General features: G+C 40.6%; 17 protein-coding genes. 12 read left to right on the top strand and 5 right to left on the bottom strand.

Annotated elements, in window-relative coordinates; genetic code table 11:
* The first annotated feature begins 276 nt into the window (after positions 1 to 276).
* The 7 genes from sctJ (at position 277) to ACI7T6_RS06165 (ending at position 6,030) form a co-directional block, all read left to right on the top strand.
* The gene (sctJ, locus tag ACI7T6_RS06135) at positions 277 to 1,167 is read left to right on the top strand and encodes a type III secretion system inner membrane ring lipoprotein SctJ (protein ID WP_404665497.1); all 891 of its coding nucleotides are present in this window, start codon (positions 277 to 279) and stop codon (positions 1,165 to 1,167) included.
* Entirely contained in the window at positions 1,164 to 2,030 is an 867-nt protein-coding gene (locus ACI7T6_RS06140) for a hypothetical protein (protein ID WP_404665498.1), read from the top strand. The genes sctJ and ACI7T6_RS06140 overlap by 4 nt, the downstream gene beginning before the upstream one ends.
* Positions 2,023 to 2,649, top strand: a complete 627-nt coding sequence (locus tag ACI7T6_RS06145; protein WP_404665499.1) for a FliH/SctL family protein — start codon at positions 2,023 to 2,025, stop codon at positions 2,647 to 2,649. Before ACI7T6_RS06140 ends, ACI7T6_RS06145 begins: the two co-directional genes overlap by 8 nt.
* Before the next feature lie 67 nt (positions 2,650 to 2,716).
* On the top strand, positions 2,717 to 3,499 hold the full coding sequence (gene sctR, locus ACI7T6_RS06150) for a type III secretion system export apparatus subunit SctR (RefSeq protein ID WP_404665500.1): 783 nt from the start codon (positions 2,717 to 2,719) through the stop codon (positions 3,497 to 3,499).
* An 8-nt stretch (positions 3,500 to 3,507) separates the two neighbouring features.
* A complete protein-coding gene (sctS, locus tag ACI7T6_RS06155) occupies positions 3,508 to 3,777 on the top strand; it encodes a type III secretion system export apparatus subunit SctS (RefSeq protein WP_404665501.1) in 270 nt (89 codons plus the stop codon).
* 5 nt (positions 3,778 to 3,782) lie between these two features.
* Complete coding sequence (locus tag ACI7T6_RS06160; protein ID WP_404665502.1) at positions 3,783 to 4,634, top strand: EscT/YscT/HrcT family type III secretion system export apparatus protein; 852 nt, start codon at positions 3,783 to 3,785, stop codon at positions 4,632 to 4,634.
* Positions 4,635 to 4,977: 343 nt separating this feature from the next.
* Complete coding sequence (locus tag ACI7T6_RS06165) at positions 4,978 to 6,030, top strand: Lpg1974 family pore-forming outer membrane protein (protein ID WP_404665503.1); 1,053 nt, start codon at positions 4,978 to 4,980, stop codon at positions 6,028 to 6,030.
* 68 nt (positions 6,031 to 6,098) lie between these two features.
* On the opposite strand, the gene ACI7T6_RS06170 is transcribed toward ACI7T6_RS06165, so the two are convergent.
* From ACI7T6_RS06170 to sufB, 4 genes are read right to left on the bottom strand one after another with little or no spacing between them, the layout of a single operon-like run.
* A complete protein-coding gene (locus ACI7T6_RS06170) occupies positions 6,099 to 7,316 on the bottom strand; it encodes a SufS family cysteine desulfurase (RefSeq protein WP_404665504.1) in 1,218 nt (405 codons plus the stop codon).
* On the bottom strand, positions 7,300 to 8,529 hold the full coding sequence (locus ACI7T6_RS06175) for a SufB/SufD family protein (protein WP_404665505.1): 1,230 nt from the start codon (positions 8,527 to 8,529) through the stop codon (positions 7,300 to 7,302). The genes ACI7T6_RS06170 and ACI7T6_RS06175 overlap by 17 nt, the downstream gene beginning before the upstream one ends.
* Positions 8,516 to 9,238: a Fe-S cluster assembly ATPase SufC gene (gene sufC, locus ACI7T6_RS06180; RefSeq protein ID WP_404665506.1), complete on the bottom strand. Its 723-nt coding sequence runs from the start codon at positions 9,236 to 9,238 to the stop codon at positions 8,516 to 8,518. The genes ACI7T6_RS06175 and sufC overlap by 14 nt, the downstream gene beginning before the upstream one ends.
* 1 nt (position 9,239) lies before the next feature.
* Entirely contained in the window at positions 9,240 to 10,676 is a 1,437-nt protein-coding gene (gene sufB, locus ACI7T6_RS06185; RefSeq protein ID WP_404665507.1) for a Fe-S cluster assembly protein SufB, read from the bottom strand.
* Between the two features lie 183 nt (positions 10,677 to 10,859).
* Here sufB and ACI7T6_RS06190 point away from each other — a divergent pair, with 183 nt between their 5' ends.
* From ACI7T6_RS06190 to ACI7T6_RS06205, 4 genes are all read left to right on the top strand, one after another.
* The gene (locus ACI7T6_RS06190) at positions 10,860 to 11,369 is read left to right on the top strand and encodes a DUF1494 domain-containing protein (RefSeq protein ID WP_404665508.1); all 510 of its coding nucleotides are present in this window, start codon (positions 10,860 to 10,862) and stop codon (positions 11,367 to 11,369) included.
* Positions 11,366 to 12,277, top strand: a complete 912-nt coding sequence (locus tag ACI7T6_RS06195) for a hypothetical protein (RefSeq protein ID WP_404665509.1) — start codon at positions 11,366 to 11,368, stop codon at positions 12,275 to 12,277. The genes ACI7T6_RS06190 and ACI7T6_RS06195 overlap by 4 nt, the downstream gene beginning before the upstream one ends.
* 206 nt (positions 12,278 to 12,483) lie before the next feature.
* A complete protein-coding gene (locus tag ACI7T6_RS06200) occupies positions 12,484 to 13,872 on the top strand; it encodes an amino acid permease (protein ID WP_404665510.1) in 1,389 nt (462 codons plus the stop codon).
* A gap of 10 nt (positions 13,873 to 13,882) precedes the next feature.
* A complete protein-coding gene (locus tag ACI7T6_RS06205) occupies positions 13,883 to 14,446 on the top strand; it encodes a hypothetical protein (RefSeq protein WP_404665511.1) in 564 nt (187 codons plus the stop codon).
* Between the two features lie 39 nt (positions 14,447 to 14,485).
* Here the strand turns inward: ACI7T6_RS06205 and mutY are convergent, their stop codons facing one another.
* Positions 14,486 to 15,475: an A/G-specific adenine glycosylase gene (mutY, locus tag ACI7T6_RS06210; RefSeq protein WP_404665512.1), complete on the bottom strand. Its 990-nt coding sequence runs from the start codon at positions 15,473 to 15,475 to the stop codon at positions 14,486 to 14,488.
* Positions 15,476 to 15,681: 206 nt separating this feature from the next.
* On the opposite strand from mutY, the gene ACI7T6_RS06215 reads away from it, so the two are divergent.
* Entirely contained in the window at positions 15,682 to 16,086 is a 405-nt protein-coding gene (locus ACI7T6_RS06215) for a hypothetical protein (protein ID WP_404665513.1), read from the top strand.
* Positions 16,087 to 16,095: the final 9 nt, after the last annotated feature.

A 16,095-nucleotide genomic window follows, 5' to 3' on the forward strand; every position in this document is an offset into this window, starting at 1 on the left:
ATTTTTTAAGAAATCATGTAATTTTGATAGGAGAGATCAATTACATATCAAAAACCTCTCTCTAAAAAACCTTCTAGCCTACATCATGTGCATCATGATTTTTTTGATCCCGATCTTTCAAGTAAAAAAGCACTATTTTTTCAGAAAAAAAGACAAAAAAACCTCATCTTTATACTTTGCTCATGACGAAAAATTCAGCGGCATGTTAAACCTTTTAATGGAGTTGTTGGGATATGTAACATCTTCACCTACCCTCCACACATTTCAAAGGGATATATGCGCAAAGCTCTTCTATGGATACTACCTTTCATGTTCCTCTTAGCAGGATGTGATACCAACCGTGTCATCGTTAATGGTCTTGCAGAAAGAGAAGCCAATGAAATCGTTGTCTTCCTTGCGAGTCAAAAAATAAATGCCGAAAAAGTGGCTGCAAAATCAAGCGGCGGTATTGGGGGAGACTCAGCTGTTACCTTGTGGAACATCTCCGTTGCTGAAAAAAACATGACCTATGCCATGTCGATTCTCAATCAAAACGGCCTTCCTCGTAAAAAAGGAACCAATTTACTCGAGCTTTTTGCAAAGCAAGGGTTAATGACCAGTGAAAAAGAAGAGACTATCCGTTATCAAGCAGGGCTTGAGCAACAAATTGCTAACACCATCCGTAAAATTGACGGGGTGATTGATGCAGATGTTCAGCTCTCTTTCCCTCAAGAAACTACAGGGACGGCTCAAACTGTCACTCTTCAAAGAACAACCGCTGCTGTTTATGTTAAACACCAAGGGATTGTAGATGATCCTAACAGCCACCTTGTCTCAAAGATTAAACGTTTGGTGTCTGGAAGCGTAAATGGGCTTGATATCAATGACGTCACCATAATCTCTGATAAATCAAGATTTACAGACATTACGCTAAGTTCATCTTCAGAAGAGATCACAAGCTCTTCTAAAGAGCTCACAAGCATTTGGTCCATTATTTTAAGTCAGCACTCTGTCCTTCGGTTTAGGCTCCTTTTCTTAAGCCTCATTGTGTCTAACTTCTTCTTTCTGTTCTTAAGCGTATGGATGGCGTGGAAAGTGTATCCAATACTTAGCCGTAAGGGAGGCATTACATCTCTTTTTAGCCAAGAACAAGTTACGCTACCTGAGGAAATTGTCTCATTAGAATGACAACTTCAACCTCAATTGCCCTTAACGCTTTTTTACATGAGTTACCAAATCAAGAAAGATCATCTCTTCTAACGCTTCTCTCTGCTCCTTTTCGAGAAGAGGTTGAAAGGGCAGGGAGAAATTATCCTAAGATAGCAGAAGGTGAAGCTCCTTCTATAGAGATTCCTGAGTGGGTACACCCCTCTTGGATAGCTCCTCTTTTAAGATCTTTTTCTGAAACAGAAATTGCTCTATTTTTAGCCTGCTTCTCTTTAGAAAAAAGAGAATCGGTGAGTAAACTCCTAGGGTTTACAGGAGCGCTAACTGAGCTCTCAGCTTTAGGAAAAACATTTTTAACTGCAAAATTAACTGAGCTTCTTAAAAAAGGAAGTGAGAATCTTCTTCCTTTTCCCTTTTTACCAGTCTCTTCTTTAAAAGAGCTTCTTTCTTTAGACTCTTCTGAACTTGTTTTAGTGGTGGATCTTTTAGGCGTAAGAGACCTTGCTACAGAGCTTAAGCAGATTATCGATAAGCAAAAATTGATCAAAATCTATGCCGCTCTTTCTAAGAAGCAAAATAGTTATCTTAAAGTGCTCGTGCAAAAAAAAGAGCCGATCACCTTTGCTCCGATGAACCTCTCTCTTTGGACAGGAGATGCTGATAAGCTGAAAAGTTTAATTAGGCAGCGAGGCATTAATAGGCTTGCAAAAGCGATTTACGGAGAGCACCCTAGTTTAATTTGGTACATTTTACACCGCTTTGATACTGAGAATGCGCGCCTCATTGAAAAACTATCGACTTCGATTGATAACCCCTACATCGCCCAAGCGCTGTCTCTACAAACCTTAGAACTCATTCAATACATAAGAGAGCCTCATGAGTAAGCTATTTAATCTCATTGAATCAGGCGCCATCTATGCCCCTGATCACCATAAAATCATCCGTAAAGACGATTTTTCTACCTTACTCGAAGCAAAAGAGGTTTTAGAAAAAGCGCAACAGGATGTGGATCAATTTTGGGAAAAAACAAAAATAGAGGCTGAAGAGCTTAAGCAAAAAGGGTATGACGACGGCTTTGCAGAAGGGGTTGTTCAGCTCAATGAACATCTTTTAGCCTTAGATGGAGAGAAAAAACGGCTCTACCATGAGATGAATCAGCTTATTTTACCTCTTGCTCTTAAAGCAGCTAAGAAAATCGTCTCAAAAGAGCTTGAGCTCCATCCGGATACCATTGTCAGTATCGTCTCTCAAGCACTAACTTCTGCGGCTTCTAACCATTTTGTCACGATTTATGTGAATAAAAATGATAAAGAAATTTTAGAGAGTGAAAAGCCAGCCCTAAAAGAAAAGCTTGAGCAATTAGAAATTTTACTCATTAAAGAAAGAGATGACATTGCAGAGGGTGGCTGTATTATTGAAACGGAATCTGGCATCATTAATTCCACCATAGAAAATCAGTGGAAAGGGATTGAAAGAGCGTTTGAGCGGTATGTGAAGCCATAAGAGTCAAACCAGCTCTTTTCAGCTTATCCAGCAGTGTATTTTTAAACTTAAAGTAGCATTAATCAGAATGGGAGATCCAATGAAGTGGATGAAATGGGCGTTTATCATCGCCTTGATGTTAGCCGTAAATCCTGTCTTTGCAGGCAGTGCTCAGCCATCTATGATCGAAGAGGCAGCAACTGCCCCTCCTCAACTGATCACCCAAATTACGGTGCTTGTCGGCCTTTCGATTTTGCCCTATGCCGTCATGCTCCTCACCTCTTATGTTAAAATCGTGGTTGTTTTATCTCTTTTAAGAAATGCTCTTGGAGTGCAGCAATCTCCTCCTAACCAAGTGTTAAATGGTATTGCGCTCATGATGACAGTGTATGTCATGTTCCCAACTGCTATGAGTATGTATACAGCAGCTTCTACTGCCATTCAGACAAATCCTCCTCAAGAGTTTCTGACAGGAGCTTCTGCCTCTTATATGGTAGGAGTGGTAAATGCGGGAAAAGAGCCTTTAAAAGAGTTTTTAAAGCGTAATACGATCAGTAAACACATCACAAGTTTTTATCAACTGGCCTCTAAATCGTTCCCCCCTGAAATTAAACCGTCTCTTCAACCGACAGATTTTATTGTATTGATACCAGCTTACATCACCTCTCAGCTGAAAGCTGCCTTTGAAATTGGCGTAGCGATTTACTTGCCGTTTTTTGTGATTGACTTAGTTGTGTCAAACATCTTACTTGCGATGGGGATGATGATGCTTTCCCCCTTAACCATTGCGCTTCCGTTAAAGCTCCTTCTCATTGTCATGATTGATGGATGGACACTTTTAATTCAAAACCTTGTTTTAACATTTAGATAGGAGCTTGCATGTTTAGTGCAGAAATTTATCAGCTTGCCTATCAAGCTTTATTGCTGATTCTCATACTCTCAGGACCGCCCATTTTAATCAGTATGAGTGTGGGTCTTTTAGTCGCGATCGTTCAAGCAGCAACGCAGATTCAAGAGCAAACTCTTTCTTTTACCGTGAAGCTGATTGCGGTGATTTTTACATTACTCCTTATGGGAGGGTGGCTGGGCGGTCAAATTCTGCAGTTTGCAAATACGATTTTTCAAAACTTCTATAAGTGGAATTCGTAAGCTAAATGCTCCCTAGCTCAGTTGATACCTCTGATTACTTAAGCCTGCTCTTAAGCATACCAGATCTTTCTATCATCCAAATGCTCACGCTCTTTTTTTTAACGGTATTGAGAATAGCGCCCATTGTAGCGCTTATTCCCTTCTTAGGAGCAAAACTCCCCGTTCCTGTTAAAATGGGGCTTGTAGTGGCTCTAACAGCTGTTTTTCTCCCGTTTGTGATCGCAACAGCAAAGCCTCCTTACCCCGTTTTTGATGTTTTCTTCATCGCCTTAGGATTAAAAGAATTTTTTATCGGATTTATCCTCGCTTTTTTAGGCAACATCCCGTTTTATATGGCTCAATCATCTGGAGTGATCATTGACTTTCAAAGAGGCTCTTCTGCGCTGCAAACAACAGATCCTCTCTTACAAAACCAAACCTCTCCGATTGGGCAGCTGTATCACTACACGCTCATTGTGCTCTTTTATCAAGTGGGAGGCATTTTCCTTTTTCTCCAAGCTGTCATTAACTCCTATTCAGCCATTGCGGTAAATGGGTTCATTTCCTCTCAATTTTTTACGCTGCATCACGGTTTTTGGAAGTTTCTGATTGTGTTGTTATCGAAGTTCTCAGCCATTTCGATTCAACTAGCTGCCCCTTCTCTTGTGGCAATTTTGATGGCAGATATGTTCTTAGGGATTATTAACCGGTTAGCGCAGCAGGTACAAATTGCGTTTTTGGGAATGTCTTTAAAGTCTCTTGTCGGCCTTCTTCTTCTCTGGTCTGGATGGTATCTCATTTTGCAGCAGCTAGCTATCTACTCTCAAGAGTGGATTGAGTCGGTAGACCGAGTGGTTCAATTAATTCCTCCTCAATAAGATACGATCTTTTACTTAATCTTCTCTTCTTGTTTAACGATAACTTGTTTTCAGCCGATTTTGTTTGACTCGAAATGGAGATTCTTCGTAGATTGAGTCAGGTCATTTATAACAGATCTTCTCTGTTGTTAAAAAACCATTATAATCCAGCTTTTAATTGCACTCTTAGTCGATATAAGAGATGATAAATACGCCCTTGTTCCTAGTAAGGGCGGGTAGCTGGAATTAACGCTTGTAGTGAATATAAGCATTCATCAAAGCTTAATGCAAATTAAGAGATGGCTAAGTAGCCTCACTACGAAAAAAGAATTTGAAAATTGATCCAAACTGAGGGGGGATCTGCATGAATAAACTGAAACAACTATTACCTATCGCCGCCATGTCATTCGTAGGCATCAGCTCTACTTTATGTGCTGTGGACGATATGCAAATGCGCAATCTTGAAAACCGCGTTAGCGCGTTAGAACAACGCCGCGGAGCGAATGGAATGATCAATCCACCAACAAGACCTGTTGTGAAACATGGATCAGATGTGTGGACACAATTAGATCTACTTTATTTCCACCCAACTGAAGATAGTCTTACCTATGTTAGCCGTTCAGCTAGCACCGCTACAAATGGATGGATCAATACCCAAGTACAAGATTTTTCTTTTGATTGGAACTTCGGATGGCGCTTAGGCATCGGTTATAACCTTCCTCATGATGGATGGGATACCGTGGTAAGCTATACCCGTTTTAGATCTCATCATAAAGAAAAAACAGCGCAAAATAGTAATGAAGTGCTCGTGCCTTTCTATCCGATTTCAACAGCTTCTGTGACAGGTTCTGTGAACTCTGCTATAGCAAAAGGGTCTCTTAAATTTGATTATCTCGACTGGCAATTAGGAAGAGAGTTCTTTGTGAGTAAGTGGCTCATTCTTCGTCCTTTCATGGGGGTAAGAGGGTTTTGGTCTCACCGTCCTCTGCATGTGAATTACACCGTTCAATCAACAACAACATCTGCCATTAGTCAAGTGGATGCTGCTGTAAGATATAGAGCTGGCGGCGCGCTTGCAGGACTTGATTCTCAATGGGGTCTTGGAATGGGACTTAGCGTATTTAGCCAAGCTGATGTGTCTCTTCTTTATGGAAAAACACGGCTTCATGATAAACAATACCAAACAGCTTTAGATGGAAAAACCTTTTTAACAACTGGTGATGATGAGCAACAAGTTTGGTCAATCATGCACAGTATGGTCGATTTAGGACTTGGCATTCGTTGGGATCGTCTATTATCTGATGATAACTACCGTGTCCGCGTTCAACTCGGATGGGAAGAGCATTTAGTTTCTAACTACTATAAAGGAGACCTTGCATTAAGCGGAGTCTCTCTTCAAGCTAGGTTAGACTTCTAATTTTAAACTTTTTTAGTTTGATGACTAAACCCAAAGAAAGGCTTCTTTCTTTGGGTTTTTTTATACCATTATGAAAGAGGTCTTAACTGACTGATCACTTTTTTAAAGGTGTCACAGAAATAAACCATTTCATCTAACGTGTTATAAGGCGCAACAGATAACCGGATCGCTTCTTTAAGACCAAAATGGTTTAAGAGGGGCTGGGCGCATAGATGGCCTGAGCGCATCGCAATCCCTTGAATGTCAAGCATTGTTGCAAGATCTAAAGGGTGCACTCCTGGCACGGTAAACGTGATTAAAGAGCCTTTTTGATCTTTAGGTCCAAGTACATGAATATCTGATCCTAAACGGCTATACACTTCGTTAATGAGCCTTTTTTCATGCTCATGAAGATCTCCATAAGAGTGCCCCTTTAAATAATCAAGAGCCGGTCCCAATCCTATCACCTCTGCAATCATGGGAGTACCTGCTTCAAAACGGAGCGGGGGTGCTTGATAGGTTGTTTTTTCAAAAGAGACCGTTTGAATCATATCTCCTCCTCCTTGATAAGGAGGCATCATCTCTAAACACTCTTGCTTACCATACAAAATTCCCACTCCTGTAGGCCCGTACAGTTTATGCGCTGAAAAGACAAGAAAGTCACAATTAAGCTCTTTTACATCAAGAGGGTGGTGAACAGCGCTTTGCGCTGCATCAACGAGCACTTTAGCCCCCACTTGATGCGCTAAGGTGATCACCTCTTGGATAGGGTTCATGATCCCTAACACATTTGACACATGGGTGATAGCAACAAGCTTAGTGCGGGGGGTAATGATATTTGACGCGCTCTCTAAATCCCACTCTCCATTTTCTTTAAGAGTAATGACTTTTAAAGTGGCCCCTACTCGCTCACAAAGAAGCTGCCAAGGGACAAGGTTTGCATGGTGCTCTTGCCCAGAAATGACGATTTCATCCCCTGCTTTAATGTAACTATCCCCGTAGCTTCTTGCCACAAGGTTAATCCCTTCTGTTGTGCCTCTTGTAAACACAATTTCACTTACATCTTCAGCTCCTAAAAACGCTCTGACTTTTTCCCTCACCTCATGAAAGAGCGCGCTTGATTCTAAAGAAAGCTCATACGCCCCTCTATGCACCGTCGCGTAAGATGTTTGATAAAAATGGGTCATCGCATCAATTACACAAGACGGCTTTAAGGCAGTTGCTGCTGAGTCTAAATAAACAAGCGGCTTACCGTGAACGGTCCGCCTGAGCATAGGAAAATCTGACCGATTAAACAAAGAAGTCATGAAAGAGGCTAGGGAAAGGAATTTGATTTAACACTTCTTGAATAAAGCTCTTCACTAAAAGCTCTTTAGCACAAGAGAGCGATAATCCTCTACTTTGGAGATAAAAAAGGTGCTCTTCATCAAGCTCTGCTACTGTAGCTCCGTGAGAGGCTTTCACATCATCTGCAAAGATGGTTAAGTTCGGTCTTGCATTTGCAATCGCCCCTTCATTTAAAAGAAGGTTGTGATTCACTTGATACGCCTCTGTTTTTTGCGCTTTTTGATCCACATGAATCTTTCCCTCAAAGCTTGATTGAGAAGACCCTCTTAACACCCCTTTAAACCGCTGGTGAGAAAATGTATGCGGCTCTAAATGCTTCATATCAACAGAGATGTGGCACTGACTATGATTGGTTAGATTCCACACCCCTTGAAGATCTGTTTTTGCCCCTTCCCCCATTAAAGAAATATTAAGGTGGTGTCTTGCGATCACGTCACTTGCTGTAATATTAAAGTAGTTAAACTCTGCACATGACTTAATAGAGGCTCTCACATCACTTAAAAGGATGCCTTTTCCTTTCCTGGAAGATTCTGTATAAGAAAATAGAGCTCTTTCTTCTAAAGAGACATCTATCACCGGGTGATAAACCCCTTCTCCAACCACAGTTGAGACAACACTTGCTCTTGATTCTAACGATCCAAAAAAGTACACAGTTGAGGGGTGATAGTGATCTTTGGATGTACTATAGTGCAGGCATTGTAAAGGAGCGTTAAGCTGCATCTTAGGGGGTAAGTAAATAAAAACACCCTCTTGATACAGCGCAAAATTAAGAAGGGCAAACGGATCTTTTTCTTCTTTGATCCACTTTGTGATTCTTCCTTGGAGAAAGAATCCGTATTGTTTTAGCCCCTCTTCTAAAGAGAGGACTTCAAGAGCGCTTGGAATACACGATCTTTCTGGAATAAAGGAGCCGTTGACAAACACAAGATAGCTCTCTTTGGCCTCTGGCATCACATGATCAAGTACTTCTTCTTGAGAAGGAATACCTTGCCCTAAAACAAGAGATTTTTCATACAGTTTTTTAAAAGGGAAGTAGTGAAAATTCTCTAGTTTTTTGTGAGGGAGCCCCTTTTGCTTAAACGACTCCCACGCTTTTTTCTGAAGAGGTCTTTCTTTATGTACCGTTTCTAAAAAACCTGCAAACCCGCTAATGGAGAAGTCACTGATAGACATGATATCCCGCCTGCTCTAACTCCTGTGCTAAAAGAGCATCTCCTGTTTTCACGATCTTTCCATCCATTGCCACATGCACATAGTCTGGCTTAATGTAGTCTAAAAGCCTTTGATAGTGCGTGACAATGAGAACAGATCTTTTCCCATCTAAAAGCGTTTTTACCCCTTCTGCCACATCTTTCATCGCATCAATATCAAGACCTGAATCAATCTCATCTAAAATGATGAGTTTAGGTTCTAAGACAGCCATCTGAAGGAGTTCATTTTTTTTCTTTTCTCCTCCTGAAAACCCTTCATTAAGATTTCTTGTTTTAAAAGAAGACTTAATACGCATCGATTCCATTTTATCATTTAAAAGAGTGGCAAAATCGTCTGCAGAAATGGGTCCTTTACACGCCACATAGGCAGAGTGAAGAAACTGGGTATTCGTGAGTCCTGGTACCTCTACAGGGTATTGAAAGCTTAAGAAAAGCCCTCTTTGAGCTCTCTCTTCAGGAGAGAGTACAAGAAGATCTTCTCCTTCAAACGACACTTCTCCGTTTGTCACTTCATATTCCGGATGACCAGCTAGCACTTTTGCAAGTGTGGATTTTCCAGCTCCATTTGGCCCCATGATCGCATGAACTTCCCCAGGCTTCATTGAAAGTGAGAATTTTTTTAAGATGGGTTGACCCTCGATTTGGACTTCCAAATCTGTAATTTTTAACATGTTAACCTACGGAATTTTCGAGTTTTAGTGTGAGGAGCTTTTGCGCTTCAACAGCAAATTCTAATGGCAGCTCTTGAAGAACATCTTTACAAAAGCCGCTAACAACGAGGTTAATGGCATCTTCCCTAGAGAGCCCTCTTGACTGAAGATAAAAGAGCTGCTCTTCGTTCATTTTTGAAGTGGACGCTTCATGTTCTACTTGAGCAGAGGCGTTAGCAACCTCAATGACAGGAAAGGTGTTAGCGGAGCACGTATCGCCCACTAACATCGAATCACACTGGGTGTAGTTCCTAGCCCCGTGAGCTCTTGGAGCCATTTTCACAATGCCTCTATAGCTATTATGAGAAAGATCTGCTGAAATGCCTTTAGAGACAATGGTTGACCGTGTTTTTTTACCAAGGTGGATCATTTTTGTCCCCGTATCTGCTTGCATCTTTCCATTTGTAAGCGCGACGGAGTAAAACTCTCCAACCGATTCATCCCCTTGCAAAATGCACCCTGGATACTTCCATGTAATGGCAGCTCCAGCTTCAACTTGTGTCCAACAAATTTTAGATTTAAACCCTTGGCATCTGCCGCGCTTAGTTACAAAATTGTAGATGCCCCCTTTGCCTGTTTTAGGGTCTCCTGCATACCAATTTTGCACAGTTGAGTATTTAATCTCGGCTCTATCTAAAGCCACAAGCTCGACAACAGCTGCATGAAGCTGATTTTTATCAAAGGCAGGGGCTGTGCACCCTTCTAAATAACTCACATACGACCCTTCTTCAGCAATGATTAAGGTTCTTTCAAACTGCCCTGTCTCTTGATCGTTAATGCGGAAGTAAGTAGAAAGCTCCATAGGAGATTTCACCCCTTTAGGAATATAGACAAAAGAGCCGTCAGAAAACACCGCTGAGTTCAGCGCTGCGTAAAAATTATCTCCTACAGGAACCACTGTTCCTAAATATTTTTCAATAAGCTCTGGATAGGTGTGAATAGCTTCTGAAATGGAGCAAAGAACAACGCCTGCTTTTTTTAGCTCTGCTTGAAAGGTGGTTCCAATGGAGACAGAATCAAATACAACATCCACTGCCACATTGGTGAGTCTTTTTTGTTCATCGATGGGAACGCCCAGTCTTTCAAATGTTTTGATCAGTTCAGGATCTACTTCATTTAAAGAGCTCAGCTGTTGCTTTTTTTTGGGAGCAGAGTAGTAACAGATGTTTTGATAATCAATAGGATCAATGTTTAAGTTCCCCCATTTGGGCTCTTCCATCGTTTTCCATTTTTCAAACGCTTTTAAACGAAACTGTAAAAGAAAATCTGGCTCATTTTTTTTGGCTGAAATTAAACGGATCGTCTCCTCAGAAAGTCCCTTAGGAATCGATTCCATGGCAATATCAGTCGTAAATCCATATTTATACTCTGGCCCGAGTGGCTGCTGTGCTAAGTCCATGGGTTTATTATACCCACCTCCTTTGATTCTCTCAAGTTAGAGAAGCTTTAACTTTAAATTTCTCTTTAATTTGAGGCTCCTCTATCCCTCAAAAAGAATTTTTTTGTTGTCTCATCAAAAAATAGAGAGGTTTTTAGCCATGCATATTGCAGTAAAATATTCCATTATCCAATCATAAGAGCCATGAAACAACGCCGCTCTTTTCTTCTCCTAGAACTCTTGATTGCCTTTTCTCTCATGGCAGTTGTCATCCAGATGCTCTTAAGGGGTTATCAAGAGTTCATGACCATTAAACATGAGCTCAAAGAAGAAAGAGCCTCTCTCTTAGATCGTCAATGTTTATCCCTCAAGCTCAAAAATATTTTAAACTCTTTAACCTCTTGTACCTTAACAGATCAAGGTCTTTGCCTTATTTTTGATCATCAAATGGATGCAGATCCTCTCTTTAGAGGCACGTTAAAAGCGCTTCTTTATGCAGAAAATCATCATGTGATACTCCTCTCTTGGAAAGACCCTTCTGTCTATAGAAAAGATATTCTATATTACCACCCAGACTTCTCCTCTTTAGAGTGCTGTTTTTTTGATCAGAATTTAGGGGAATTTACCAAAACGCCGCCACTTGATGTGCCCCTCATGATGAAACTAAGACTTCACCATCAAACACATTCTTGGGAGCTTCCTTTTTTCCTATGAATCTTCTCCCTTTTGTCATGGTTTTCTTACTCATGCTCTCTTTAGGAACCACAATGATGTTAGACTCTACACTCCATTTCTTTAAACTCCATCAAACCTATTTCAGTCAACACACCTCTTACCACACGCTCCTCTCTCAGCAAAATCAGCTTCTTTTTGAAGAGTATGATAAAAAACACCAGACTCTCTTAAAACCATCTGAAATAGCTCCTGCCTCTTTGAAAAAATCCAAAAAAACACCTCCACCTAAAATAACCCCTTCACGTAATATTCACCGGGAGTTAAAAACAGGATGTGAGGGGAGTAAACTAAACCTCTGGGATATGATTCACGGGGAAAATAAAGAACTGCAAAACGCCTTAGAAACAATTTTTATTCATATGTTAGAGGCGCTCTATGCTACTTATCCTTTTTATCAAGTGCCTTATTACCCCTCTCTTGCTAAAACAGTAGCTCAGGAAATGATCACGCAAAAAATCACCACTTTTGAAGAGCTTACATTGCAAGATCCTCTCTTAGATCATCTCTACTATAAAATGATCCAAGGGACAAGTTCTAGCTACCCCTCTCTTAAAGAGTATTGCCTCTTAGAAAACGGAAAAAGAGAGCCCATCTATTTTAGATTCGCTTCAAAAAACCTTTTGCAAGCAGCTCTTGGCTCTTCACTTGCCAGCCGTATTTTTCTTTTAGAAGAAAAGCTTTATCAAGAGCACTTTCCTCGTAAAGTATTAAAAAAAGAGCTCTTCATGCAAGAAGCCCTTTATCATCTTCCCTCCTGGATTACACCTTCTCTTCTGCTTAAGCTACTGAATTTTCAAAATAAACAAAAAGGGCTTCCGCAATTTTCCTTAGAGTCCCCTCAAAAAATCAGGGCATATCACACGGTAAAAAAAGCTGAGTCACTCTGATGCAAATAGATGAAAATCAACGATTTTATAGATCGCGTTCTCGCTTTGATGGATTGAAGAGGTCGTCTTAAACCCTCTTATCTCTGAAATCTCCAAAAACAGCTTCTCTTGACATCCCTTAAGGATAGGTTTTAAACCATTTGCTAAAAAATCTTATTTTAAATTAAAATATTATTAGATTTTTAATCACTTACCCACGTAACTATATGAATACCAAACAAACTCTTTCTGTATTAAGCCTTGTGATGATTAATTTAGCTGCATTAGGAGGCATCCGTACGTGGGCTCCGATGGCAGAAAGCGGCTTAAGCTCTGTTTTCTTTCTTTTTTTTGGCGTTCTTACATTTTTTATTCCGCTCGCTCTTTTAACAGCAGAGCTTGCAACGACATGGCCTGAGTCAGGAGGGGTGTATGCGTGGGTAAAAAAAGCATTTGGGCATAGGGCTGGGTATTTAGCCATTTGGCTCCTGTGGATTCAAAATCTTTTATGGTTTCCTACCATGCTCTCTTTCTTAGCTAGCTCCATTACATTTTTGTTTAATCCAGATCTCTCTCAAAGTAAGCCGCTTACCTTTATCTTTGCTCTCATCCTGTTTTGGGGAGCTACGTTTGTGAATTTAAGAGGAGTTAGAGCGTCATCTATTTTAAGCTCCATTGGAGCCATTTTTGGGACATTTATCCCCAGTATTGCGCTCATTACTTTAGGCATTATTTGGTTTTTTAGCGGACACCCTCTAGAGGTGTCTTTTGAGCTCTCCTCTTGGATCCCCAAATTCTCCTCTCCTTCTGAAATGGCGCTCTTAGCAGGGGTGATTATCTCTCTTTTAGGGATTGAAATGTCAGCTGTCCATGCAGCAGATGTGAAAGATCCTCAAAAAAACTACCCTAAAGCCATCTGGATCTCCTCTCTTACTCTCATTCTATTTTCTGTCTTAGGGGTCTTAAGCATTGTGATTGTGATTCCGCAATCTAAGCTGTTATTTAGTGCAGGATGTTTGCAGGCGTTTGCCTTTTTCTTCACGGCCTTTGAGATAAAACCTCTCATTCCTATCATGGCAGGGATTATCACCATTGGAGGGCTAGGATCTTTAGCCACATGGATCATGGGACCAGCTAAAGGGCTCATTGCAGCAGCTCAAGAAGAAGATTTACCTCCTATGTTAAGGCAGATGAATCAATACGGCGTGCCTCAAAACTTTCTCTTCTTTCAAGCAGTCATTGTATCGCTACTCTCGATTGCCTTCTTATTCTTGCCTTCCATTAATATTGCGTATTGGGTCTTTTTAGTGCTCACGACTCAGCTCTATTTAACGATGTATTTCCTTCTGTTTGGATCTGTGATCAAGTTAAGAAAAAGTCACCCCTTAACGCCCCGTCCTTTTCAAATTCCAGGGGGAAAAGTAGGTCTTTGGGGCTTTACCATTATGGGCTTTATTGCAACCCTCTTTGCGCTCATTGTTGCCTTCTTTCCTCCCAGTCAAATCCCTGAAAAGAATCACCTCTTTTTTACCCTGTCTCTTATCGGTGCGATGACTGTATTCATCTCCCTTCCGTTTTTGACAGCTTTCATAAGAAAAAAATTTTTTAATACATAAGAGAATACCTTTGTTAATAAAATTCCCTGAATTCACTTATTCCTTAGAGAGTATCCCTACTCTCTTAAATCAAAAATCCTTAACGAGGGTGTTTACAGCTTTACCTGCAGTAGAAGCTGTTATCCGGATTGCTCTAGGATGTTTTAAAGCATATTCTCAAAACTCTCAAGATACGGATTTTGAGCTTACAGGGATCAGTAAAGATGTAGCAGCCGCTCTTTTTTATGGCACCTGCGCACTTTCCCCCTCTCCCTCTATTTGGCTCACTGGTGCCGTATCTTTTGCTCTTTACTCCTTAATGGGGGCGAGAAACTCGAAAAAAGGGCTTCAATCTCCTTATCTCACCTCTCAAGCTCTTTATAAGCCTACTCACTTTATCTGTGAAAAAGGGATCTTTAAACCTTTAAAATGGCTCTTCCTGCCCCCTCACCAAAAAGAAATCACCTCTTTTGAAGAGTATAGAGATATTGCAAAAAAGTCGGTTTGTTTACTCTCTGCTGGAATTGGGGTTGGAATCACCGCTTGGAAAATCTCTCAATATGTTTTAAATAAAGGACTAACCTTTTCTTTTTAACTTCTATCAAAACCCTTTGGTGTAAAAAAAGAAGCTTACCTATTCTCTAATAAGCTCTAGAAAAAGCTTCAGCACTCTCCTATGACCTGAAGAAAAAGAGAGTTTTTCAAGGGTTTCTTTAGCATGCCATTCATACCCTGTAATCTCATGCTTTTTTTCTGCGTGATAAAGAGCTGGGTAAAGTGTTGCTTGATACCTTGTAAAATGGTGCTTAACCTCAGGCATATCTACAGCTTTTGGAAGCTGTAAAGGAAGCTCTTCTAACTTTTCTGCATAAGGAAACTCATAGAGCCCTGACATCACCTTTTTTCCTTTTTCTTGTTTCACAAGGACAAGGTCTTGGTAACATGCAACCATCACATGTCTTTTTAGAAGTGTAGGGGGCGCTTTTTTCTGTTTTTTAGGAAACTCTAGAGCCCGCCCTTCTTGATAAGCTTTACACTTCTCCATTAGGGGACATTCAAGACAATTGGGCTTCTTTTTACACACCACAGCTCCTAGTTCAATGAGCCCCTCCATCGTGATCCAGGGGCGCTCATCAGGAAGGATGGAAGCGGTAAGCATTTCATAGTGCCCTTTTTTTGAGCACTCTTCTAAAGAGGCAAAATATCTTGAGAGGACTCTTACAACATTTCCATCTACAGCTGGGCTTTTTTGCTCAAATGCAAAGCTTCTCACAGCTCCAACAGTATACGGCCCAAACCCAGGAAGAGCTCTTAATAACTCCTCTTCTTGAGGAATCAGGCCTTGGTAATTTGCGACTATAATTTTAGCGGCTTTATGAAGGTTACGGGCTCTACTATAGTATCCAAGCCCTTCCCACGCTTTAATCACATGAGCTTCTGATGCGTTAGCAAGAGATTCAATGGTGGGAAATTGCTCCATCCACCTTAAGAAATAAGCAATCACAACACTGACCTGTGTTTGCTGAAGCATCACCTCTGAGATCCAAACGCGGTAAGGTGTTTTATTTTCTCTCCAAGGAAGCTTTCTTTGGTTTTCAAGAAACCACTCTTCTAACTCTTTCATCTCTTGCTAGCTCATGTCAATTTTTACCTGTGTAAGTGTAGCATAACCCCACCTTTACTTAAAAAAAGTAAGCCGCTCTTATGTTTATTGGAAGAGTTCTTCTTTTGAATACCAAACACTTAAGTAGATGCATTTTTTAAGGGTCAAGAACTTGGCACACTTTTGGCACGCTTTTTGCATCAAACGGATTAAAAAGAGGTATTTAGATGATTTCTCATACAATAGCTGCTACTCAAGAAAGACGTTCTATGACGCTTAAAAGAGAGATTTCTCTCTTAAGAGAGTTACTCACTCATCTTTTCTTAGAAGAAAAATGTATTTTGAATCAAGAGTATGCAAGGCAGCTTGCTATCAAAGAAGAAATCATGATCTTCACTCACACGTTAGAAGATATCCGTCATTTGCAAGCGCATGAAAAAAGCTCTTTAACTCAAGAGGAGATAGAAACCTCTTCTCTTATCGAAATGGCATCTCTTAACGAACAACTTCTCACTCTTACAGAAAAAATCACACGGCAAACTCAGCATAACAGGTATCTCTTAAATCTAGTGCCTCTTATGCAAGTGCCTTCTTTAACAAGGCGGAAAATCACCGTTGCAACACTCAAATAAAAAAATAAT

The sequence above is a fragment of the Rhabdochlamydiaceae symbiont of Dictyostelium giganteum genome (assembly GCF_964291045.1).
In the GTDB taxonomy this organism is placed as follows: Bacteria; Chlamydiota; Chlamydiia; order Chlamydiales; family Rhabdochlamydiaceae; genus PALSA-1444.